This window comes from Pelagibius sp. CAU 1746 (genome assembly GCF_039839785.1).
Taxonomy (GTDB): domain Bacteria; phylum Pseudomonadota; class Alphaproteobacteria; order Kiloniellales; family Kiloniellaceae; genus Pelagibius.
The window spans coordinates 23,063-44,898 of sequence record NZ_JBDOQT010000001.1; the positions used below are offsets into that span (position 1 = coordinate 23,063).

The 21,836-nt window shown below is 67.4% G+C and carries 21 protein-coding genes; 4 read left to right on the plus strand and 17 right to left on the minus strand.

The genetic code is table 11. The features are described from left to right. Window positions 1-23 precede the first annotated feature (23 nt). A complete protein-coding gene (locus AAFN88_RS00085) occupies window positions 24-512 on the minus strand; it encodes a DUF1178 family protein (RefSeq protein WP_347517457.1) in 489 nt (162 codons plus the stop codon). 71 nt (window positions 513-583) lie between these two features. On the opposite strand from AAFN88_RS00085, the gene AAFN88_RS00090 reads away from it, so the two are divergent. Further along, window positions 584-1,159 (plus strand): SAM-dependent methyltransferase, encoded by a 576-nt coding sequence (locus tag AAFN88_RS00090; RefSeq protein ID WP_347517458.1) that lies wholly within the window; start codon window positions 584-586, stop codon window positions 1,157-1,159. 9 nt (window positions 1,160-1,168) lie between these two features. On the opposite strand, the gene grxC is transcribed toward AAFN88_RS00090, so the two are convergent. Further along, window positions 1,169-1,432, minus strand: coding sequence for a glutaredoxin 3 (gene grxC / locus AAFN88_RS00095; protein WP_347517459.1), 264 nt, complete (start codon window positions 1,430-1,432; stop codon window positions 1,169-1,171). Window positions 1,433-1,532: 100 nt separating this feature from the next. Next, complete coding sequence (locus AAFN88_RS00100; protein ID WP_347517460.1) at window positions 1,533-2,336, minus strand: ComF family protein; 804 nt, start codon at window positions 2,334-2,336, stop codon at window positions 1,533-1,535. A 144-nt stretch (window positions 2,337-2,480) separates the two neighbouring features. Between AAFN88_RS00100 and AAFN88_RS00105 the strand changes: the two genes are divergently transcribed. Continuing rightward, window positions 2,481-3,425: a methyltransferase domain-containing protein gene (locus tag AAFN88_RS00105; protein WP_347517461.1), complete on the plus strand. Its 945-nt coding sequence runs from the start codon at window positions 2,481-2,483 to the stop codon at window positions 3,423-3,425. A gap of 36 nt (window positions 3,426-3,461) precedes the next feature. Here AAFN88_RS00105 and AAFN88_RS00110 read toward each other — a convergent pair whose 3' ends face one another. The 5 genes from AAFN88_RS00110 to AAFN88_RS00130 form a co-directional block, all read right to left on the minus strand. After that, a complete protein-coding gene (locus AAFN88_RS00110) occupies window positions 3,462-3,743 on the minus strand; it encodes a ribbon-helix-helix domain-containing protein (RefSeq protein ID WP_347517462.1) in 282 nt (93 codons plus the stop codon). Window positions 3,744-3,863: 120 nt separating this feature from the next. After that, complete coding sequence (gene mutT / locus AAFN88_RS00115; protein ID WP_347517463.1) at window positions 3,864-4,322, minus strand: 8-oxo-dGTP diphosphatase MutT; 459 nt, start codon at window positions 4,320-4,322, stop codon at window positions 3,864-3,866. 5 nt (window positions 4,323-4,327) lie between these two features. Then, entirely contained in the window at window positions 4,328-5,560 is a 1,233-nt protein-coding gene (gene argJ, locus AAFN88_RS00120) for a bifunctional glutamate N-acetyltransferase/amino-acid acetyltransferase ArgJ (RefSeq protein WP_347517464.1), read from the minus strand. Window positions 5,561-5,676: 116 nt separating this feature from the next. Further along, window positions 5,677-6,636, minus strand: coding sequence for a peptidylprolyl isomerase (locus AAFN88_RS00125; protein WP_347517465.1), 960 nt, complete (start codon window positions 6,634-6,636; stop codon window positions 5,677-5,679). Between the two features lie 122 nt (window positions 6,637-6,758). Further along, complete coding sequence (locus AAFN88_RS00130; protein ID WP_347517466.1) at window positions 6,759-7,733, minus strand: peptidylprolyl isomerase; 975 nt, start codon at window positions 7,731-7,733, stop codon at window positions 6,759-6,761. Between the two features lie 312 nt (window positions 7,734-8,045). On the opposite strand from AAFN88_RS00130, the gene secA reads away from it, so the two are divergent. After that, window positions 8,046-10,781, plus strand: coding sequence for a preprotein translocase subunit SecA (gene secA, locus AAFN88_RS00135; RefSeq protein ID WP_347517467.1), 2,736 nt, complete (start codon window positions 8,046-8,048; stop codon window positions 10,779-10,781). A gap of 137 nt (window positions 10,782-10,918) precedes the next feature. Here the strand turns inward: secA and acdA are convergent, their stop codons facing one another. After that, window positions 10,919-12,127, minus strand: a complete 1,209-nt coding sequence (gene acdA / locus AAFN88_RS00140) for a 3-sulfinopropanoyl-CoA desulfinase (protein ID WP_347517468.1) — start codon at window positions 12,125-12,127, stop codon at window positions 10,919-10,921. A 197-nt stretch (window positions 12,128-12,324) separates the two neighbouring features. On the opposite strand from acdA, the gene AAFN88_RS00145 reads away from it, so the two are divergent. Then, window positions 12,325-12,666: a GYD domain-containing protein gene (locus AAFN88_RS00145; RefSeq protein ID WP_347517469.1), complete on the plus strand. Its 342-nt coding sequence runs from the start codon at window positions 12,325-12,327 to the stop codon at window positions 12,664-12,666. A gap of 9 nt (window positions 12,667-12,675) precedes the next feature. Here the strand turns inward: AAFN88_RS00145 and AAFN88_RS00150 are convergent, their stop codons facing one another. From AAFN88_RS00150 to xerD, 8 genes are all read right to left on the minus strand, one after another. Beyond that, entirely contained in the window at window positions 12,676-13,665 is a 990-nt protein-coding gene (locus AAFN88_RS00150) for a dipeptide ABC transporter ATP-binding protein (protein ID WP_347517470.1), read from the minus strand. After that, a complete protein-coding gene (locus tag AAFN88_RS00155; protein ID WP_347517471.1) occupies window positions 13,662-14,645 on the minus strand; it encodes an oligopeptide/dipeptide ABC transporter ATP-binding protein in 984 nt (327 codons plus the stop codon). The genes AAFN88_RS00150 and AAFN88_RS00155 overlap by 4 nt, the downstream gene beginning before the upstream one ends. 116 nt (window positions 14,646-14,761) lie before the next feature. After that, a complete protein-coding gene (locus AAFN88_RS00160; protein ID WP_347517472.1) occupies window positions 14,762-15,661 on the minus strand; it encodes an ABC transporter permease subunit in 900 nt (299 codons plus the stop codon). Continuing rightward, on the minus strand, window positions 15,661-16,584 hold the full coding sequence (oppB, locus tag AAFN88_RS00165; protein ID WP_347517473.1) for an oligopeptide ABC transporter permease OppB: 924 nt from the start codon (window positions 16,582-16,584) through the stop codon (window positions 15,661-15,663). Before oppB ends, AAFN88_RS00160 begins: the two co-directional genes overlap by 1 nt. 58 nt (window positions 16,585-16,642) lie before the next feature. Beyond that, window positions 16,643-18,226, minus strand: coding sequence for a peptide ABC transporter substrate-binding protein (locus AAFN88_RS00170; protein WP_347517474.1), 1,584 nt, complete (start codon window positions 18,224-18,226; stop codon window positions 16,643-16,645). A 297-nt stretch (window positions 18,227-18,523) separates the two neighbouring features. Next, complete coding sequence (locus AAFN88_RS00175; protein ID WP_347517475.1) at window positions 18,524-19,480, minus strand: acetyl-CoA carboxylase carboxyltransferase subunit alpha; 957 nt, start codon at window positions 19,478-19,480, stop codon at window positions 18,524-18,526. Window positions 19,481-19,685: 205 nt separating this feature from the next. Continuing rightward, window positions 19,686-20,663, minus strand: coding sequence for a CoA ester lyase (locus tag AAFN88_RS00180; RefSeq protein ID WP_347517476.1), 978 nt, complete (start codon window positions 20,661-20,663; stop codon window positions 19,686-19,688). Between the two features lie 212 nt (window positions 20,664-20,875). Next, window positions 20,876-21,835 (minus strand): site-specific tyrosine recombinase XerD, encoded by a 960-nt coding sequence (gene xerD / locus AAFN88_RS00185; RefSeq protein WP_347517477.1) that lies wholly within the window; start codon window positions 21,833-21,835, stop codon window positions 20,876-20,878. Window position 21,836 lies beyond the last annotated feature (1 nt).

A 21,836-nucleotide genomic window follows, 5' to 3' on the forward strand; every position in this document is an offset into this window, starting at 1 on the left:
CCCGGCCAACGGGAAGGGTCGCCCTAGGAGTTTTCCCGGGGCAGCCAGGGCACCCGCGCCACTTCGATGCCCTCGTCCCGCAGTTCCTCGGCCTCGGCATCGGAGGATTCGCCGTAGATGCCGCGCGGGTCGCTTTCGCCATAGTGGATCTTGCGCGCTTCCTCGGCGAAATTGCCGCCGACGTAGTCGCAGTTCTTCTCCACGTGATCGCGCAGTTCCCGCAACATGCGGCGCAACTCGCCGGCCTTTTCGCCGTCGGCCATGGCGGCGGCCGAAGCCCCGGCTTCCCGGGACGCCTGCTGCCCGGCTTCCGGGGCAGGGCCGGCCTTTTCCGGCACCCCGCGCCGGGCCGTCACCACCGCCGGCGCCATCAGCGCCTTGGTCACCTTCTTGCTGCCGCAGACCGGGCAAACGACCTTGCCCGCCTCGGCTTGGGCGGTGAAGCTGGCGCTGTCGGGAAACCATGCCTCGAAGACGTGGTCTTTACGGCACTTGAGGTCGTAGACGATCATCGTGGTCCAAAAGTTCCCATCACAGGTCCGTCCTGCGGACCATTCTAGAACCGTTACAGGAAAGAAATAGGGTGAAACAGGCCGATAGTCAAAGCACCACGAAAGCCCCCGGGAGCGGCGATCCCTCGCCCTGGGTACGGCGTTTCGCCCCTCTGGTACCCGCCGGAGCCCCGGTCCTCGACCTGGCCTGCGGCGGCGGTCGGCACAGCCGTCTGTTCCTGGAACGCGGCCACCCGGTACTGGCGGTCGACCGCGACCTCTCTTGGCTCGGCGATATGCGGGAGAACCCGCGCCTGGAGGCTCTGGCCTGCGACCTGGAGGGAGGGCCGCTTCCCGGCTTCTTCGAGCGCAGGTTCGGCGGCATCGTAGTCACCAACTACCTCTACCGGCCGCTCTTCGCGCCCATCGCGACGGCGCTCGCCCCCGGCGGCGTCCTGATCTACGAAACCTTCGCCGCGGGCAACGAGCGCTTCGGCAAGCCGAGCAATCCGCACTTCCTGCTGTACGCCGGTGAACTGCTGGAAGCCTTCCAGGGCCGCCTGGACGTCATCGCCTACGAAAACATGGTCGTCGAACGGCCCAAGCCCGCGGCGGTGCAGCGCCTCTGCGCGCAAGCCCCTGCGAAAGGGGCGCAAAAAGGGAAATAGATAGGGGGGTCAGGCGCCGGGCTGCAGCAAGGGGTCCAGCTTGCGGCTGGCCTCCAGCGCATAGAGCTCGTCGCAGCCGCCGATGTGGCGGTCGTCGATGAAGATCTGCGGCACCGAGGTGCGCCCGCCGCTGCGCTCGACCATCTCGGAGCGGCGCTTGGGGTTCACCATCACGTCGATCTCGGTGAAGTCCACGCCCTTCTGCTCCAGCAGCTTCTTGGCCCGGTAGCAGAAGCCGCAAAGCATGCTCGAATAGATCTCAACCTTCGCCATGGTGTGTTGCTGCCCATATCCCATCGACAAAACCGGCCCCTACGGCGGGGCCCAAGAGGAGAAGATGGTGTCGGTGGCCAAGGTTGTCCAGGGCGCCGGCTCAATCCCGCAGCGCCCGGGCCAGCACCAGCACGTCGACGGCCGCCGCCCCGGCCTTAAGCGCGGCACGGCTGCAGGCGGCCACGGTGGCGCCGGTGGTCATGACGTCGTCGACCAGCAGCAGGCGGCGGCCCTGCAGCAGGGCCGCGCGGCGCGGGTTGACGGCGAAGGCGCCGGCGACGTTGCGCTGGCGCTCGCTGCGGGTGAGACGCCCCTGGCTGGGCGTGGCCCGGCGGCGCAGCAGCAGGTCCGGCACCTCCGTCAGGCCGCCATCGGGCGGGGTCGCGGACCGCGCCAGGGCCCGCGCCAGCAGCGCCGCCTGGTTGTAGCGCCGGGAAAACAGCCGGCGCCAATGCAGCGGCACCGGTGCGACGACCTCTGCCGCCGCCAGCAGCTCGCGGCCGCTGCGCGCCATCCAGTCGGCATAGGGCGCCGCCGCCTCGGTGCGGTCGCCGTGCTTGAAGCCTAACAGCAGCGGCCGGCTGCCGTCGTCATAGCGCATCACCGCGCGCGCCCGCGCAAAGGGCGGTGGCTCCGCCAGGCAGGCGCCACACTCCAGCTCCGCGCCCGCCACCCGGCTACCCGCCGTCTCGTCGTAGGCGAAGGGCAGGCCGCAGCACCGGCACAGCGGTTCGGCCAGGAAGGTGACGCCCGACCAGCAGGCCGGGCAGAGCGCGCCCTGGGCTTCCACCAGAATGCCGCAGCCGAGACAGCGCGGCGGCAGCACCAGGTCGAGGACACGCGCCAGGGGGCGCAGCAGGCTCGCCACCGGCCGCCCATCTCCCCTGGTTCCCGTCTCCGCCATCCGCACGCCCCCCGCCGCGCTCCGCTACTGCGGCGATGGTGGCGGAGGTCCCGGCGGCGGTCAATTGCGGGCCCTGCAACGCTTACTCAGCGCCGCACCTCCCGAGGCCTTTTCGCAGCCGTCCTCGCGCGCCATAGTGCGGTCATGAGCAACCAGACCGGCTCCGACATCCCGGAGATCTTCGACCGCCGCTGCCTGCGCCGCCACCGGGAGCGCGCCGCGGGGGCGATCGCCGAGCACGACTTCCTGATCCGCGAAGTTGCGGAACGCCTGCTCGACCGGCTGCAGGACATCCGACGGAGCTTTCCCCTGGCGCTGGACCTGGGTTGCCACCACGGCGTCGTCGCCGAGTTGCTGGCCGAACACCCCGCGGGCCTGGGCGGCATCGAGACCCTGGTCCAGGCCGACCTCTCCCCGGCCATGGCCCGTCTCGCCGGCGCGCGCGCGCCGGCCCTGGCGGCCGACGAGGAAGCCTTGCCCTTCGCCGCGGGATCCCTGGACCTCGTGCTCTCGGTGCTCAGCCTGCACTGGGTCAACGACCTGCCCGGGACACTGCTGCAGATCGCCCGCGTGCTGAAGCCGGACGGCCTGTTCCTCGCCGCGATGATCGGCGGCGAGAGCCTGAAGGAGCTGCGCGCCGCGCTGCTGCAGGCCGAAAGCGAGGTCGAGGGCGGCGCGTCGCCACGCGTCTCGCCCTTCGCGGACCTACGCGACCTGGGCGGCCTGCTGCAGCGCGCCGGCTTTGCCCTGCCGGTGGCCGACGTGGACAGCATCACCGTGACCTATCCCTCAGCCCTGAAGCTGATGGGCGACCTGCGCGGCATGGGGGAAAGCGGCGCCGACCGCAACCGGCGGCGCGGCTTCAGCCGGCGCGAGACCCTGCTGCGCGCCGCCGCGCTGTACCAGGAGCGCCACGCCGACAGCGAGGGACGGATTCCCGCGACCTTCGACATCCTCTATCTGACCGGCTGGACGCCCCACGCCTCCCAGCAGCGCCCCCTCGCTCCGGGCAGCGCCAAGGTGCGGCTGGCCGAAGCGCTGGACGGCGGGGAACAGTCCGGCGGCGGCAAGGCCGCCCCCGAAGGCTGATTCCCGAAAGCTGATCCCCCAACAGCGCTGCCGCCGTCAGGCCTGTCCGTCGTGGCCGCCACCGTCGGTGCGGCGCTGCGAGGCCAGAACATGACCTTCCTCGGTCGCCGCTTCGCGGAAATATCTGAGGATGAACACCCGCACGCCGGCGGTGAGGCCGGATTGATCGCGCTCTTTGTCCACCTGGGCACAGATGTCGTGCAGGCTGCGTCCTTCCCGAGCGCAGATCTCGGTCAGGGCGTCCCACATCTCCGGTTCCAGGCGGATACTCGTCCGCCGATCCGCGAGTGTAACGTTGCGGCTAATGAGCGTAGACACGAGATATTGGAGCAATCATAAAAGAATATGGCGCTGAAGCTTGCACCGGACATTTTAGGCATCAGCAACCACCAGTAGCAAGTTTTCTCGTTTCGCTCACGGGAATGTCGCAGCATTGTGTTACAGCAGGTCGCGCAGCAGGGCGACCAGCGGCACGTCGGCCGGCGGCATTTTGTAGTCGGTGAGGCGCGCCGGCCTCACCCACGCCAGTTTCTGTCCCTCGCGGCCCTGCGGCTGCCCTTCCCATCTGCGGCAGGCGAAAAGCGGCATCAGCAGATGAAAATCGTCATAGGAATGCGAAGCAAAAGCAATCGGCGCCAGGCAGCTTTGCCGCGTATCGATCCCCAGCTCTTCGTGCAGTTCACGCACCAGCGCGGCCTCCGGCGTCTCCCCCTCGGCCACCTTGCCGCCGGGAAACTCCCATAACCCCGCCATGGACCGGCCCTCGGGGCGCCGGGCAATCAGCACCCGGCCGTCGATGTCGACCAGCGCCGCGGCGGCGACCAGCAGGACCGGCCTGGCCGGGGCCGCACGCTCATCGGCCTGCCAGCAGCCCGCATCTTCCGCCGCGCCGCCCACGCCCTTCAGCTCCGGTAATCGGCGTTGATGGAGATGTAGCCGTGCGTCAGGTCGCAGGTCCAGACCGTGGCCCGGCCGCGGCCGATGCCGATGTCCACCTCGATGTCGATGCTGCTGCCCTTCATGTGCCGGGCCACCGGGGCTTCGTCGTAACCGGGCACCACCTCGCCGGCCTCGGCGACCTGCACGCCGCCGATGGCGATGGCCAGGCGGTCGCGGTCGGCGCGCTCGCCGGACTTGCCCACCGCCATGACGATGCGTCCCCAGTTGGCGTCCTCGCCGGCGATGGCCGTCTTCACCAGCGGTGAATTGCCGATCGCCAGACCGATTCGCCGGGCCGCCCCCTGCGAGGCGGCGCCGAGCACCCGTATGGTGATGAACTTGCGGGCGCCCTCGCCGTCGCGCACCACCTGTTGGGCGAGATCGCGCAGCAGTTCCTCCAAGGCCCGGCGGAAGTCGGCCAGGCGCGGGTCGCGCGGATCGCTGATACGCGGATGCGTCGCCTTGCCGGTGGCACCCATGAGCAGGGTGTCGCTGGTCGATGTATCGCCGTCGACGGTGATGCAGTTGAAGGTCTTGTCCGCCGCCTGGCGCAGCAGGGCCTGCAGCACGGGGGCCGGCAGCCGCGCATCGGTGAAGGCAAAGGAGAGCATGGTCCCCATGTCCGGCGCGATCATGCCGGATCCCTTGGCGATGCCCGCCAGCATGACCGGCTTGCCGCCGATCTCGGCCTTGCGCAGCGCGCCCTTGGGATAGGTATCGGTGGTCATGATCGCCTTGGCCGCCGCCTTCCAGCCGCCGGGTTTCAGCTTCTTGGGCAAGCCCTTCACGGTCTTGACGATCCGCTCGGTGGGCAAGGGCTCGCCGATGACGCCGGTCGAGGCGGCCAGCACGTCCTGCGGCCGGCAGCCGAGCGACTCGGCGACCGCCTGGACCACCCGCTTGACCGAGGTTTCTCCGGTCTTGCCGGTAAAGGCGTTGGCGTTGCCGGAGTTGACGATGACCGCGCGGGCCCGGCCGTGGGGCAACTGAGCCCGGCACCACTCCACCGGCGCGGAAGCGGTCTTCGAGCGGGTCAGGACGCCGGCGACGGTGCTGCCAGGGTCCAGCACCATCAGGCAGACGTCCGGCCGCCCCTTGTACTTCACGCCGCAGGCGGCGGTCGCAAACTGCACCCCGGCGATGGCCGGCAGGGTCGGAAAGCGCGCAGGCGCAAGGGGAGAGACCTCTAGAGCCATGACAAAGCCTCCCGGCAGATCGACGCAGGCATCTTCAATACCCTCGATTGGTTGGACGGACCGGCGGTCGGTTGGGCGGGCTGGCGGTTGTCGCGCCGGCCGGCCCGCCCGGTCCCTTAGTTGTTCTCGGGCGCAGGTGCGGCCTCGCCGCCCTCCGGCGCCGCCTCGCCCTCCTGCTGGCCGAAGAGGATCTCGATCTCCGCGCCCTCACGCAGCTCGGCGATGACCGCTTCCGCGGCCTCCTGGGAGAGTTGATCGCGCAGTTCGCCCTCGACCGCTTCCTTGGTCGGCGGCTCGGTCATGGAGCTCTCTTCCAACAGGATGACGTGGTAGCCGAACTGGGTCTTCACCGGCTCCTTGGAGTAGGTACCGACCTCCATGGCGAAGGCGGCGTCGGAGAACTCCGGCACCATCTGGCCTTCCTGGAAAGGCGGCAGATCGCCGCCGTTGGCGCCGCTCGGCCCGGTCGACTTCTCCTTGGCCAGCTCCGCGAAGTCGGCGCCGCCGTCCAGTTCGACGATCACCGCCTTGGCCTCGTCCTCGCTTTCAACGAGGATGTGGCGCGCCTTCAGCTCACGCTGCGGCGGGTTCTCCTCCAGGTACTTCTGATAGGCCGTCTCCAGCTTGTCGTCGGTCACCCGCTCGTCGATGGCGCGCTGCAGGTAGGTCTGGCCGACGATGAGGTCCTCGACCTTGCCGAGCTGGCTCACCACCTCGGCATCCTTGGCCAGACCGGCGTTGTGGCCGGCCTGGGTCGCCAGCTCGTTGTTGACCACCTGCTCGAGAATCTGCGGCATCAACAACTGAGCCTGGGCCTGAAGCTGCGGGGGCAGCCGCTGCAGGAAGGCGACGAGGTCGGACTCGTAGAGGTTCTGGCCATTGACGATGGCGATGGGGTCGCCTTGGTCGGCGCCGGCTTCGCCCTCGGCGGCAGCCTGCGGCTCGCTCGTGGAAGACCCGATCATACCCGACCCGTTCATACCCGACTGGGTCAGATAGGTCTGAAGGCCATAGCCACCGGCGGCCCCTACCAGAAGGGCAACCACCACGGCGACGACGCTTAACGATTTAGACATGAAGAAATTCTCCTTGATGGGCCACGCACCCCGGTGACCCGTTCAACAACGGCCCGACAATTATTTTTCCGCGGAAGCTTCCACGGGCTCGAATGCTCTCTCGCAGACCGGAGGACGGCGGCTCATTGGGCGCTTTCCCCAGTCGCAGTTTCCCCAGTTGAACTCTCCCCGGTGGAACTCTCCAGGGCATCTTCGGGAAACATCTCTACCGACGCCTCGCGGCGCAGGCTGACGACCAGCCGGTCGACCGCTTCCTTCCTGGCTTCCACGCGCAGTTTGTCCTGCATGTCCAGGAAGGAAGGAATGTTGTCGGCGCGCCGGTCGACCAGCAGGATGACGTGCCAGCCGAATTCGGTCTTCACCGGTTCGCGCGTGAATTCGCCCGGCTCCAGCGCCAGGGCGGCCTTGGCGAAGGCCGGCGCCATGCGGCTGGGGTGGAAATAGCCCAGATCGCCGCCGCGCGCGGCCGAGGCTCCGGTGGACAACTCCTTGGCCAGCGAGATGAAGACCGCGCCCTCGTCCAGGCGGGCGATGGCCGCCTCGGCCGCCGCCTCGCTGTCGACCAGGATATGCCGGGCCCGGATCTCGCGGTCGCCGCGGCGGGCCGCGACCAGGGCGTCATAGCGTGCCCGCAGGGCCGCGGTCGTGACTTTCTCGTTCAGATAGCGCTCCAGGAGAACGCTGGACAGCACCCGGTCCTCGAAGCTCACCAGGCGCTCCCGCACCACGGGGTCGTCGCGCAGCCCTTCGGCCCGCGCCGCCTCGGCCAGCAGGCGCAGATCGACCAGGCGGTCGAGCAGGGCCGGGAAGACCGATTCGATCTGGTCGCGGTAGCGCTGCGGCAGATCCTCAGCCGAGGCCACCACCTCCGCCCAGCGGATGGGGTATCCGTTGACCCGCGCCACCACGGGGTTGTGCGCGTCCATTTCCCGCAGCGCATCCTTCAGGCGGGTCAGCTCGGCCCCGCCGCCGCCCGGCGCGGGTTCCGGCAGGTTCAAGGGCAGAGGATCGCCCGCGTCCTGAGCCTGCAGGGGCTGGGTCACGCCCCCCGCCAGCAGCGCCGCCAGCACCCAGGCCGCGGCCGGCCTCCCCGGCACGCGCGGCACAGGCCCGGGACGACGCAAAAAGCCGGGAATCCCGGCCCCTTGCGCAAAAAGGAGGACTTCTTGGAGTGTGCGACGCGCCATGGCTACGCATCATGCACGGCGCGGGCCATATCACAAGGGTCCGCAAAGCGCGGCCGCGGGCACCGGCCGGCCCCCCTGTACCGCCGGCCGCGGGCAGAGGGCCGACGCCCCCGGGTCACACCTCGGGGAGCATCGTTGACAGCCCGAAGCGGGGGCCCTATGTGTCACACCACGTAAAAAAGGGGGCTCCGGCCGCCACTCACCAAATCGTAAGGATCTCGCATGTTCGGCGTGCTCGCCAAGCGGCTCTTTGGGTCTGCGAACGACCGATTTCTGAAGAGCCTGAACCCGACGGTGACGGCGATCAACGCCCTGGAGCCGCAGCTCCAGGAACTGAGCGACGAGGCCCTGCGCGCCCGCACCGCCGAGCTGCGCGGCCGCCTCGCCCAGGGCGAGAGCCTGGACGACATCCTGGTCGACGCCTTCGCCACGGTGCGCGAGGCCGCCAAGCGGACCCTCGGCCAGCGCCACTACGACGTCCAGATGATCGGCGGCATGGTGCTGCACCAGGGCAAGATCGCCGAGATGAAGACCGGCGAAGGCAAGACCCTGGTCGCCACCCTGGCGGTCTACCTGAACGCGCTGTCCGGCAAAGGCGTCCACGTGGTCACGGTGAACGACTACCTGGCCAAGCGCGACGCCGAGTGGATGGGCCAGATCTACCGCTTCCTGGGCCTCAGCACCGGCTGCATCGTGCACGGCCTGAGCGAGGACGAGCGCCGCGCCGCCTACGCCGCCGACGTGACCTACGGCACCAACAACGAATTCGGCTTCGACTATCTGCGCGACAACATGAAGTTCCGCCTGGAGGACCTGGTCCAGCGCGACTTCAACTTCGCCATCGTCGACGAGGTCGACTCGATCCTGATCGACGAGGCGCGTACGCCGCTGATCATCTCAGGCCCGGCCGAGGACTCCTCGGAAGCCTACATCGCCGTCAACAAGCTGATCCCCAGCCTGACGGAGGAAGACTTCGAGAAGGACGAGAAGGCGCGTTCGGTGACCTTCACCGAGGCCGGCGCCGAGCACATGGAAGAGCTGCTGCGCGAGGCCGGACATATCGAAGAAGGCGGCCTCTTCGACATCCAGAACGTCAGCCTGCTGCATCACGCCAACCAGGCGCTGCGCGCCCACAAGCTGTTCAGCCGCGATACCGACTACATCGTCAAGGACGACAAGGTCGTCATCATCGACGAGTTCACCGGACGCATGATGGAGGGCCGCCGCTACTCCGAGGGCCTGCACCAGGCCCTGGAGGCCAAGGAAGGCGTGACCATCCAGCAGGAAAACCAGACGCTGGCCTCCATCACCTTCCAGAACTACTTCCGCCTCTATCCCAAGCTGGCCGGCATGACCGGAACGGCCATGACCGAGGCCGGCGAGTTCCTGGAGACCTACGACCTGGAGGTCATCGAGATCCCGACCAACGTCGAGGTCGTCCGCGAGGACGCCGACGACGAGGTCTACCGCACCGCCAAGGAAAAGTACCAGGCGATGCTGGAGCAGATCCGCGACTGCCAGGAGCGCGGCCAGCCGATCCTGGTCGGCACGGTCTCCATCGAGAAATCGGAGCTGCTCTCGGAGCTGCTGAAGAAGGCCGGCATCAAGCACCAGGTGCTCAACGCCCGCTTCCACGAGCAGGAAGCCTTCATCATCGCCCAGGCCGGCGTGCCCGGCGCCGTCACCATCGCCACCAACATGGCCGGCCGCGGCACCGACATCCAGTTGGGCGGCAACCTGGATATGCGCATCGCGCAGGAAGCCGCGCCCATCGAGGACGAGGCGGCCCGCGAGAAGAAGACCGCCGAGATCGAGACCGAGATCGCCGCCGCCCGCCAGCAGGCGCTGGCCGCCGGCGGCCTCTACATCGTCGGCAGCGAACGCCACGAGAGCCGGCGCATCGACAACCAGCTTCGCGGCCGCGCCGGCCGCCAGGGCGACCCCGGCGCCTCCAAGTTCTTCCTCTCCCTGGAAGATGACCTGATGCGCATCTTCGGCTCCGAGCGCATGGACTCCATGCTGCAGAAGCTGGGCCTGGAGGAAGGCGAGGCCATCGTCCATCCCTGGGTCAACAAGGCCCTGGAGAAGGCGCAGCAGAAGGTCGAGGCCCGCCACTTCGAGGGCCGCAAGTACCTGCTGAAGTACGACGACGTCATGAACGACCAGCGCAAGGTGGTCTTCGAGCAGCGCAAGGACCTGATGCGCGCGGACGACGTGCAGGAGACCGTCGAGGAGATGCGCGCCGACGTCATCGACGCCCTGGTTGGCCGCTTCATCCCGGCCCAGGCCTATTCCGAGCAGTGGCAGGTTTCCTCGCTGCACGAGGAGGTGTTGCGGCTCTTCAACCTCGACCTGCCGATCGCCGAGTGGGCCAAGGAAGAGGGCATCGCCGACCAGGAGATCAAGGAGCGCATCGCCGCCGCGGTGAAGCAGCGCATGGCGGCCAAGACCGCCAACTTCGGCCCCGAAGTCATGCGCGGCCTGGAAAAGCAGATCCTGCTGCTGGTGCTGGACCGCCAGTGGAAGGACCACCTGCTGTCCCTCGACCACCTGCGCCAGGGCGTGCAGCTTCGGGCCTACGGCCAGCGCGACCCGCTGATCGAGTACAAGCGCGAGGCTTTCGACCTCTTCGAGAACATGCTGGCCGAGGTGCGCGAGGAAACCATAAGCCTGCTCAGCCGCGTCGAGCTGCGCCCGCAGGAGCCCATCGACGTGCCGCGCCCGCAGCAGGTCATGCACGAAGGCCGCCAGGACGTTGCCATGGCGACGGCGGGTGCCGGGGCCGAGCCCGCGGAAACGCCGCAGCCGCGCGCCGTGGCCCAGCCGGCCACCAGCCGCGCCGCCGCCGCCGAGATCGACCCCAACGACCCCGGCACCTGGGGCAAGGTCTCGCGCAACGCCGCCTGCCCCTGCGGCTCCGGCAAGAAATACAAGCACTGCCACGGCAAGCTGGGCTGAGACCCTCGCCTGCCCTCATTCCCAAGTATGATTGTCACCCTCGGGCTTGACCCGAGGGTCCATGGTGCCGCCCGCACGAACCGGCCCGTCATGAAGATGGATGCTCGGGTCAAGCCCGAGCATGACGGCTTATGCGGCTACTCCCCCGCCCTCTGCAGGTTCAGATAGCCGTCGCGGGTCTGCGGCAGCTTCCTGTCCAGGATGCGCGAGGCGATGACCGTGCGCAGGATCTGCGCGGTGCCGCCGCCGATGGTGAACATGCGCGCGTCGCGCACCATGCGCTCCAGCGGGTTGTTGCGCGAGTAGCCGGCGGCGCCGAAGACCTGCAAGGCGTCGTTGGTCACCTTGATCGCCATTTCCGAGGCGAAGACCTTGGCCTGCGCCGCTTCCAGCACGTCGGGAAAACCCTTGCCGCTGTCGGCGGCCTTGTGGATCAGCGCACGCGCCGCGGCGAGCTGCGTCGCCATGTCGGCCAGCATCCACTGCAGCCCCTGGAACTCGGCGATCGGGCGGCCGAACTGCTCGCGCTTTCCGGCGTAGGCCAGGGCCTCCTCGTAGGCGCCCTGGGCGATGCCGAGGGCGACGGTGGCCGCGCCGACGCGCTGGGCGTTGTAGGCGGACATGAGGGCGCCGAAGCCGCGCCTGAGGCCCTGCGGCGGCATGAGCAGCCTGTCCTCGGGGATCTCCAGGTCCTCGAAGAGAATCTCGGTCTCCGGGATGCCGCGCAGGCCCATGGTGGGCTCGCGCTTACCGATGCGCAGACCCTTGGGCGTATCCTTTTCCGGGTCGCGCAGCGCGATGAAGCCGCCGATGCCCTGCTCCACCCCGTCCTCGAAGACGCGGGCGAAGATCAGGTGCAACTGCGAGACGCCGCCGCCGGTGATCCAGTGCTTGCCGCCGTTCAGGATGTAGCGGTCGCCCTGCTTGTCGGCCCGCGTGGTCATCTCGGTGGCGGCGCTACCCGCCCCCGGCTCGGTGATGCAGATCGCCGGCTTGTCGCCGGAGAGCACCTGTTTCGCCGCGATCTGCTTCTGCGCTTCGCTGCCGTAGGCCATGATGGCGCTGACCGCGCCCATGTTGGCCTCCACGGCGATGCGCCCGGTGACGCCGCAGACCCGCGCCATCTCCTCGATGACCAGCGCCACCTCCAGGAAGCCGAGGCCCGGCCCGCCGTAGTCTTTCGGGATGGTCATGCCGAAGAAGCCGGCCTCGCGCAGGGCGCGGCAGTTGTCCCAGGGATACTCTTCCCGGCGGTCGACCTCGGCGGCGCGCGGGGCGATGACCGCCTCGGCCAGCTCCCGCGCCTTCTCCCGAATGCCTTCTTGTCGTTCCGTCAGCCGTGTCATCTGAACCATCTCCTCCCTGTTCCTTGCCGGAAGTATCCGGGCCGGAGCGGGGGCGGGTCAAGCTGGGGCCGCCCGGTGCCAGGCTTCGGCCCAGGCACGGCGGTTTCCGCTGTGGGCGGCGTCGGTCCGGTGCTACGCTGGAATCGTCGGTTCGCTGGCCAACTGGATCTTACGAGGTCATGGAAGGGAGAGAACGGATGACGATCTACATCACGCAAGGCCATTACAGCCGAGAAGCGATCAGGGGCATGGTCGCGAAACCCGAGGACAGGGCAGAGGCCGTCGCCGATCTGGTCAAGGCGGCGGGCGGCAAGCTGCTCAACTACTACGTCACCTTCGGCGAGTACGATTTCCTGGTGGTCATGGAGAGCGACAAGAACCTCACCGACCTCATGTCGGTCCTCTTCGTGGCGGCGGCGACCGGCGGTGTCACCGATCTGCACACGACGGTCGCGGTGACCTCGAAGGAAGCGACCAAGGCCATGAAGCAGGCCAAGAAGATCCAGAGCGGCTTCAAGGCCGCGGGACAAGCGGCCTGAAAAGGCCGGTCACTCGCGCCAGTGGTGGCAGGCGACCTTGTGGAGGTCGCCCGTGCCGTCTTCCTCCAGCGGCGGCGCCTGCTCGGCGCAGAGCGCCGTCGCCTTGGGGCAGCGGGTGCGGAAGACGCAGCCGGAAGGCGGCGCCAGCGGCGAGGGCAGGTCGCCCTGCAGCACCAGGCGCTGCTTCTGCTGCTCCTTGTCCGGGTCGGGGATCGGCACGGCGGAGATGAGCGCCTGGGTGTAGGGGTGGCGGGCGCGCGAGTAGATCGCCTCGCGGTCGGCGATTTCCATCACCTTGCCCAGATAGAGCACCATGATGCGGTGGCTGATGTGGCGCACCACGGAGAGGTCATGGCTGATGAAGATTAGCGTCAGGCCGAACTCCTGCTGCAGGCGCATCAAGAGATTCACGATCTGCGCCTGGATGGAGACGTCGAGGGCCGAGACCGGCTCGTCGCAGACGATCAGCTTCGGCCCCAGCACCATGGCCCGGGCGATGCCGATGCGCTGGCACTGGCCGCCGGAGAACTCGTGCGGGTAGCGGTTGATCATCTGCGGCAACAGGCCGACCTTGGCCATCATGTCCTTCACCCGGTCCTTCAGCGCCTCGCGGCTCAGCTCGGGCTCGAAGGTGCGCAGCGGTTCGGCGACGATCTCGCCCACCGTCATGCGGGGATTGAGGCTGGCCAGGGGGTCCTGGAAGATGATCTGCATGTCCTGGCGCCGGGCCCGCATCGCCTTGGGGTCCAGCGCGGCGAGATCATCGCCCAGCCAGACGGCGCGCCCGGCGGTGGGCTCGATGAGGCGCAGGATGGCGCGGCCCAGGGTCGACTTGCCGCAGCCGGACTCCCCGACGATCCCCAGAGTCTCCCCGGCCTGGAGCTCGAAGCTCACCCCGTCCACCGCCTTCAGCGGCAAGTAGCGCCCGACCAAGACGCCGCCGACGCGCAATTGGAAGTGAACCTTCAGGTTCTCGACCGACAGCAGGGCCTCGCTCATGCCGGCTCCCTCTCTTCCAGGCGTTCCAGATGGCAGGCCTTGGCCCGGCCTTCCCCGGCGGCCTGCAAGGCGGGCTCTTGGCTGCGGCAGGCCTCGAAGACGTAGGGGCAGCGTTCCTGGTAGGCGCAGCCGGGCGGCAGGGCCTGCAGGTTCGGCGGCTGGCCGGGGATGGTGGCGAGCCGGGTAACTCCGGCCTCGTCGAGACGCGGCATGGAACGCAGCAGGCCCAGACTGTAGGGGTGCTGCGGACGGTAGAAGATGTCGCGTACTCCGCCGGTCTCCACCACCCGGCCGGCGTACATCACCATGACCCGGTCGCAGAGCCCCGCGACCACGCCCAGGTCGTGGGTGATCATGATGATGGCGGTGTTGAAGTCGCGCTTCAGGTCGGCCATGAGGTCCAGGATCTGCGCCTGGATGGTGACGTCCAGGGCGGTGGTCGGCTCGTCGGCGATCAGCAGGTCCGGCTCGCAGAGCAGCGCCATGGCGATCATCACCCGCTGGCGCATGCCGCCGGAGAACTCGTGCGGATAGAGGTCGACGCGCTCCCCGGCCGAGGGGATGCCGACCCGGTCCAGCATCTCGATGGCGCGGCGCCGCGCCTCGGCCTCGCTGCTGCCCTTGTGCTCGACCAGCACCTCGGTCATCTGGCGGGAGATGCGCAGGTAGGGGTTCAGCGAGGTCATGGGATCCTGGAAGATCATCGACAGGGTGACGCCGCGCACCTTGTTCAGCTCGCGCGACGGCAGGCCCAGAATCTCCTTGCCGCGGTAGCGCACGGACCCCGTGGCCTGCCCGTTCTTGGCCAGCAGGCCCATAATGGAGAGAAAGATCTGCGTCTTGCCGGAGCCGGACTCGCCGACCACGCCGACGCTCTCCCCCGCCTCGATGTGGAAGGAGACGTCGTTGACCGCGTGGACCTCACCCTCCGGCGTGGCGAAGCGGGTATCGAGGTTCTTCACGTCGAGTACAGCGGTCATCTAGCGATCCTTCGGCCACTTTTTCATACTCATCGATCCTTCGGCCACTTTTTCATACTCATCGATCCTTCGGCCACTTTTTCATACTCATCGATCCTTCGGCCACTTTTTCATACTCATCGATCCTTCGGATCGAGGGCGTCGCGCAAGCCGTCGCCGATGAAATTGAAGGCGAAGAGGGTCACCGCCAGGGAACTCGCCGGAAAGATCAGCATCCACGGCGCGACTTCCATCACCCTGGCCCCCTCGGAAATCAGCACGCCCCAGGAGGTCAAGGGTTCCTGCACGCCAAGCCCCAGGAAGGACAGGAAGGATTCCGTGAGGATCACCTGCGGCACCGTCAGGGTGACATAAACGATCACCGGGCCCAGCACGTTGGGGATGATGTGGCGGAAGATGATGCGGAACCGCGAGACGCCCCCGGCATAGGCGGCCTCGATGAACTCCTTGCGCTTCACCGACAGGGTTTGACCGCGCACGATGCGCGCCATGGTCAGCCACTCCACCGCACCCAGGGCGACGAAGATCAGGAAGATGTTGCGGCCGAAGATCACCATCAACAGGATGACGAAGAACATGAAGGGCAGCGAGTACATGACGTCGACGAAGCGCATCATCAGGTTATCGATGCGCCCGCCGACGAAGCCCGCCACCGCCCCGTAGGTGACGCCGATCAGGAGACTCACGCCGGTGGCCAGCAGTCCGACCATCAACGACACCCGGGCGCCATAGAGCGTGCGCACGAAGAGGTCGCGGCCGTTGCCGTCGGTGCCGAACCAATGGGCGTTGGCGAAATCCGGCGGCGCCTGGATGCGGTCCCAGTAGACCTGGTCGTAGGCATGGGGGCTGAGCAGCGGCGCCACCAGCGCCAGGAGGGCGAAGCTAGCCAGCACGATCATCGAGGCGACGGCCGCCTTGTTGCGCAGCAGGCGGTTGCGGGCGTCCTGCCAGAGGCTACGGCCCTCGAATTCCTCGACGGAGGCCAGGCCGTCGGAGGCAGCGGTCAGGTTGATCATCAGCCGTGCCTCACTTTGGGATCGAGAAAGCCGTAAATCATGTCGACGAGCAGATTGAGCGCGATGATCAGGACGGCATAGAAAATCATCACGCCCATCACCAGCGTGTAGTCCCTGTTCAAGGCCCCCTGCACGAAGTAGCGCCCGATGCCCGGGATATCGAAGATCGTCTCGATGACCACGGAACCGGTCACCAGCCCCGCGGTCGCCGGGCCCAGGTAGGACACCACCGGCAGCAACGCCCCTTTCAGGGCGTGGCGCAAGACCACGACCTGCTCGCGCAGCCCCTTGGCCCGCGCCGTGCGCACGTAGTTGGCGCTCAACACCTCGACCATCGAGCCCCGGGTCAACCGCGCAATGTAGGCGACTTGCGGCAAGGCCAAGGCGATCACCGGCAGGAGCTTGTTCTCCAACGCCCCGCCTCCCCAGCCGGCGACCGGCAGGAGCGACAAGTAGACCCCGAAGACCAGCGTCAACAGCGGCGCCATGACGAAGTTGGGCACGGCGATGCCGATCATCGCCACGGTCATGATCGCGTAGTCGCTGGCCTGGTTCTGCCGCAGCGCCGCCAGGGTGCCGAAGGAAATTCCCAGGATCACCGCCAACAGAATCGCCGTTCCGCCGAGTTGGAGACTTGCGGGAAAGCCGGCGAGGATCAGGTCGTTGACGTCGAAATCGCGGATCTTGTAGGAGGGGCCGAAGTCGCCCCTCAGCAGGTTGCCGACGTAGTCGAAGTATTGCTCGACCAGCGGCTTGTCGAGGTTGTAGGCGCGCAGGATGTTGGCTTCGATGTCAGGTGCTAAAGCGCGATCTTCATCGAAGGGGCCGCCCGGCGCCACGCGCATCATGAAGAACGCGACGGTGATAATGACCAACAGCGTGGGGATGGCGCTGGCGAGGCGGCGAATCAGAAAAGCAATCATGTCGCTCAAGCGGCGCGGGGCGGCGGCGCCATCGCACCGCCGCCCCGCCTCGCAAAGCCTACTTCAGATCCATGTAGCGAACCCGATGCACGTCCTTGGCATTGGGTTCCCAACCGGTCAGCCTGTCGGAGACCAGGTTCTTGGATACGTAGTAGTAGATCGGAATGACCGGCTGCTCCTCCATGGCAATGGCTTCCGCCTTGGCCATGAGCGAGGAACGCATATCCATGTCACCAGTCGTGCCCGCCTCGACCATCAGCTTGTCGAACTCGGAGTTAGAGAACCCCGAATAGTTGTTCGGTCCGGTACGCGTCTCAAGCAGATAGAGGAAGTTCTGGGCGTCGTTGTAGTCGGCGATCCAGCCGGCGCGCGCGATCGAGAAATCGGCGCTGTTGAGGGCGCGGTAGTGGACCTTGACCTCCGAGTTGAACAGCTCGGTCTCGACTCCGAGGTGCTGTTTCCACATGGAAGCGATGGCGATGGCGATACGCTTGTGATTTTCGGAGGTGTTGTAGGACAGCGTGAACTTCAGCGGGTTGCCGGGACCGTAGCCGGCCTCGGCCAGCAAGGCCTTGGCCTTCTCCAGGCGCGCGCTGTAGGGCTCGTCCATCCAACTGACCATGGACGGATTGCCGTAGCCGCCGGCGCCGGGGGGAACGAAGCTGTAGGCGGGGAGTTCGCCGGTCTTCAGGACCTTGTCGGTGATGATCTCGCGATCGATGGCCATGGACAGCGCCTGGCGCACGCGCTTGTCGTCGAACGGCGGCTTGCGCAAGTTCATCGGGTAGTAGTAGATGCCGAGGTACGGCGCCACGCGGGTTTCATCCGACAGGTTCGACTTCAGCCATTCGAACTGATCGGAAGCGAAGTCCGCCGCCCAGTCGATCTCGCCGGCGCGGAACCGCTTCTGCACGGCCGTGCGGTCTTCCTGCGGGTAGTAGACCACCGTATCGATCTTCACGTTGGCCGCGTCATAGAACTTGTCGTTGCGGATCAAGGTTATCTGATCGTTGGGCACCCAATTTTTCAGGGTGTAGGGGCCGTTGACGGCGATGTTCTCCGGCTTGGTCCAAGCCTGGCCGTGCTTCTCGATCAGATGCCGGGGTACCGGGAAGGCGGTGTAGTGGGTCAGCTGCTCCAGGAAGAACGGCGTCGGCCCGACCAGCTTCACTTCCAGGGTCTTGTCGTCGACCGCCCGCACGCTGAGCTTGTCCGCCGGCACCTCGCCGGAGTTGACCTGCTGGGCGTTCTCGATCGGGAAAAGCAGCGAGGCATATTCCGCCGCGGTTTCGGGCAGCAGAATCCGGCGCAGGGAGTAGACGAAGTCGCCGGCGGTGACCGGCGTGCCGTCCGACCAGCTATGGTCGCGCAGCTTGAAGGTATAGGTCTTGCCGTCGTCGCTGATCGTCCAGCTTTCCGCGGCCCCCGGGATCGGCGTGGCCGACGCGTCCTCGGTGGTCAGCCCCAGGAACATGTTGCCGACGATGCGATTCTCCCAGACGCCCTGAACGAAATGCGGGTCGAGGGATTCCGGTTCGCCCATGTTTCCGACCCGCAGGACCTTTTCGGCCTGCGCGCCGCCGGTGAGCGCCACCGCCAGGCCGAAACCCAGCGCCGCGCGCCTAAAGTTCTTGAGAAGCATCTTTTGAGTTCTCCCATTCCGTTATGAAAACCCCTCCCTCACCCGCGGTCTCGCTGCCGTATCCCGGTCTTGTGGCGCAGGTGGTCCGCATATTAGTCCCCTAACGGCTGCGTGTTTCAAGGGCCATCACCGCGAATTTGCAGCGGTCGGTTGCGTTCTTGCTCCAGGTTCCGCAAGAAAATGACCCTGTCGCCCGATCGGTACTCAACCGAGCGGCGAATTCAGCCCCGCGAGGAGAAGACTATGGGGGAAGACTATGCGGGAGGGTCCGCGGCGGCCCGGGCCGGGACAGCCGGATCAGGAAAGGCCCTTCTGGCCCATCTCCAGGAACTTCTGACGGCGGGCCTGCTTCAGTTGCAGGCCGCTGTCACGGACCAGATCGCGCAGGCCCGCCTCCAGCTTGTCGCCGACGCCCTTGATGGTCATCTTGGCCGCCCGGTGGGCGCCGCCCAGGGGCTCCGGGATGATGTCGTCGATGACCCCCAGGCGCAGCAGATCCTGGGCCGTCAGCCGCAGGGCCTCGGCGGCCTCCTGCGCCTGCTCGCCGGAGCGCCAGAGGATCGAGGCGCAGCCTTCCGGCGAGATCACCGAGTAGATCGAGTGCTCCAGCATGTAGACGCGGTTGGCCGCGGCCAGCGCGATGGCGCCGCCGGAGCCGCCCTCGCCGATGATCACCGACAGCAGCGGCACCTCGACGTCCAGGCAGACCTCGATGGAGCGGGCGATGGCCTCGGCCTGGCCGCGCTCCTCGGCGCCGATGCCGGGATAGGCGCCGGCGGTGTCGACCAGGGTGATGACCGGCAGGCCGAAACGCTCGGCCATGCGCATCAGGCGCTGTGCCTTGCGGTAGCCCTCGGGCCGGGCCATGCCGAAGTTGTGCTTCACGCGCGAGTTGAGATCGGCGCCCTTCTCGTGGCCGATGACCATGACCGAATAGCCGCGGAAGCGGCCGAGACCGCCGACGATGGCATGGTCCTCGCCGAACAGGCGGTCGCCGGCCATCGGCGTGAAATCCTCGACCAGGGCCGAGATGTAGTGCTGGAAGTGCGGACGGTCGGGATGGCGGGCCACCTGGGTCTTCTGCCAGGCCGAAAGCTTGCCGTAGGTCTGGCGCAGCAGGCGGTCGACCTTGCCCTGCAGCTTCTCGACCTCGTCGGCGATATTGATCTCCCCGTCGTCGGAGAGGTGCCGCAGTTCTTCGATCTTGCCTTCCAGTTCGGCGATCGGCTTTTCGAAGTCGAGAAAATTGTGCATGGGCTTCTATCTAACACAGCATTTCGCGAGTGGCACGCCTAACCGTCGCCCGAAAAGGAAGGGGCGAAACGGCTGGCGGAACCCTTTGCCGCAAATTCCCGCCGGAATCAAGGGAGGCCGAACCACGGCGCCCGGAACGGCAAAGCCGGCGCCCCCCCCGCAGAAGAGGGAGCCGCCGGCTCGGTAAGCTCCAAAACGGTGCGGATCAGCCCTTGGCGATCTGGCGCGCCTTCTTGACCATCACCTCGGCCTGCTTGATGGAGGCGATGTCGATGAGGCGGCCGTCCAGGGAGACCGCGCCCTTGCCTTCCTTCTGGGCCTGACGCATGGCCTTGAGGATGCGCTTGGCCTTGTCGACCTCGGCCTTGGAGGGGCTGTTCTCCTCGTTGGCCAGGCCGATCTGGCTCGGGTGGATGGCCCACTTGCCCTCGCAGCCCAGCACCGCGGCGCGGCGCGCCTGGGCGCGGAAGCCCTCGGGGTCGGAGAAGTCGCCGAAGGGGCCGTCGATGGGGCGCAGGCCGGCGGCGCGGGCGGCGACCACCATGCGCGCGACGGCGTAGTGCCACATGTCGCCCCAGTGATAGAGGCGCTCACCCTTGTCGTCCGGATCGGTCAGCACGCCGTACATCTCGTTCGGGCCGCCGATGACGGTGGTGCGCGCCTTGGTGGAGGCGGCATAGTCGGCGACGCCGAAGTGCAGGCTCTCGTTGCGCGGCGAGGCCTTGGCGATCTCGTCGACGTTGGCCATGCCCAACGCCGTCTCGATGATCATCTCGAAGCCGATCTTCTTCTTGCGGCCGACGGCCTCCTCGGCCTGGGTCACCAGCATGTCGACGGCGTAGATGTCCGCCGCGGTGCCGGCCTTGGGGATCATGATCAGGTCCAGACGCTCGCCGCCCTGCTCGATGATGTCGATGACGTCGCGGTACATGTAGTGCGTGTCGAGACCGTTGATGCGCACCGACATGGTCTTGTTGCCCCAGTCGATCTCGTTCAAGGCCTTGATGATGTTCTTGCGGGCCTGCGGCTTGTCGTCCGGCGCCACCGCGTCCTCAAGATCGAGGAACACGACGTCCGCATCGGATTCCGCCGCCTTCTTGAAGAGTTTCGGGTTGCTGCCCGGCACGGCCAGTTCGCTGCGGTTCAGGCGCGCGGGAGCCTGCTCGACGATGGTAAAGCTCATGGAAGTACCCCTGCTGTCTCAGAGTGCGCTAGTCGATGTACGTCGGCCTGCCCGGGGGGCCAGCCCGAATTTTTCAAGCTATGGTGGGCGTCACGGCGGCGAATTTGCCGACAGGCATAGCTTGAGAAATCCGGGCTAACACCCAGCCAACTCAGCTGCGGAAACTGGTCACCCCAGTGGGTCTTGTCAACCGGAAGAATCCGGCCGCAGGCTCAACGCGGCCCCGTCCGGCCGCGCGCCAGAGGATGATGATCCTGAACCAGGGATTTCAGGCGCTCGCCGAGCACATGCGTATAGATCTGCGTCGTCGATATGTCGGCGTGGCCCAGCATCTTCTGCAGGGCGCGCAGGTCTGCTCCGTGGTCCAGCAGGTGACTGGCGAAGGCGTGACGCAGCACGTGAGGCGAGACCCTGGCCGGATCGATCCCGGTCCGGCGCGCCAGGTCCTTCAGCAACTGCGCGACCCGGTGGCGGGTGATGTGGCCTTCGGCGCCGCGCGACGGGAAAAGCCACGGCGAGGCGGCCTTGACGGCCGTCGGCGCCTTGGCTCCCTTGCCCGGGCCGGGGAGGAAATGATCGCGCGCGGCGAGATAGGCCGAGAGGCTTTCGCGCGCCGCCGGGCTGAGCGGCACCATACGCTCCTTGCCCCCCTTGCCCTGGACGATGAGCAGGCGCTGGTCGCGCTGGGCGGCGGCGAGGCGCAGGCCGACCAGTTCCGAAATGCGCAGGCCGGTGGCATAGAGCAGTTCCACCAGCGCCGCCAGCCGCAGCGCCTCGGGCCCCTCGCCCGCCTGGGCCGCGTCCAGCAGGGCGCCGACCTCGTCCTCGCTCAGGATCTTCGGCAGGGCGCGGCCCTGACGCGGGCTGTCGACCTCGGCGCTGGGATCGTCGCCACGCAGAGTCTCGCTCAGCAGGAAACGGTAGAACTGGCGCAGCGCCGAAAGGCGGCGCGCGGCGGTGCGCGGCGCCATGCCGGCCCGGGCGAGAGCGCCCAGGAAGGCACGGATATCGTCGGCCGTGGCCGCCTCCAGGGCCCGGCGCCGACCGAGAAACTCGGTAAAGGCCTGCAGATCGCGGCGATAGGCCTCCAGGGTGTTGGCGGCGGCGCCGCGCTCGGCGGCCAGCATCTCCAGGAACGGCTCGATCTGGGGGCTGTTGGGCCCGTCACCCATG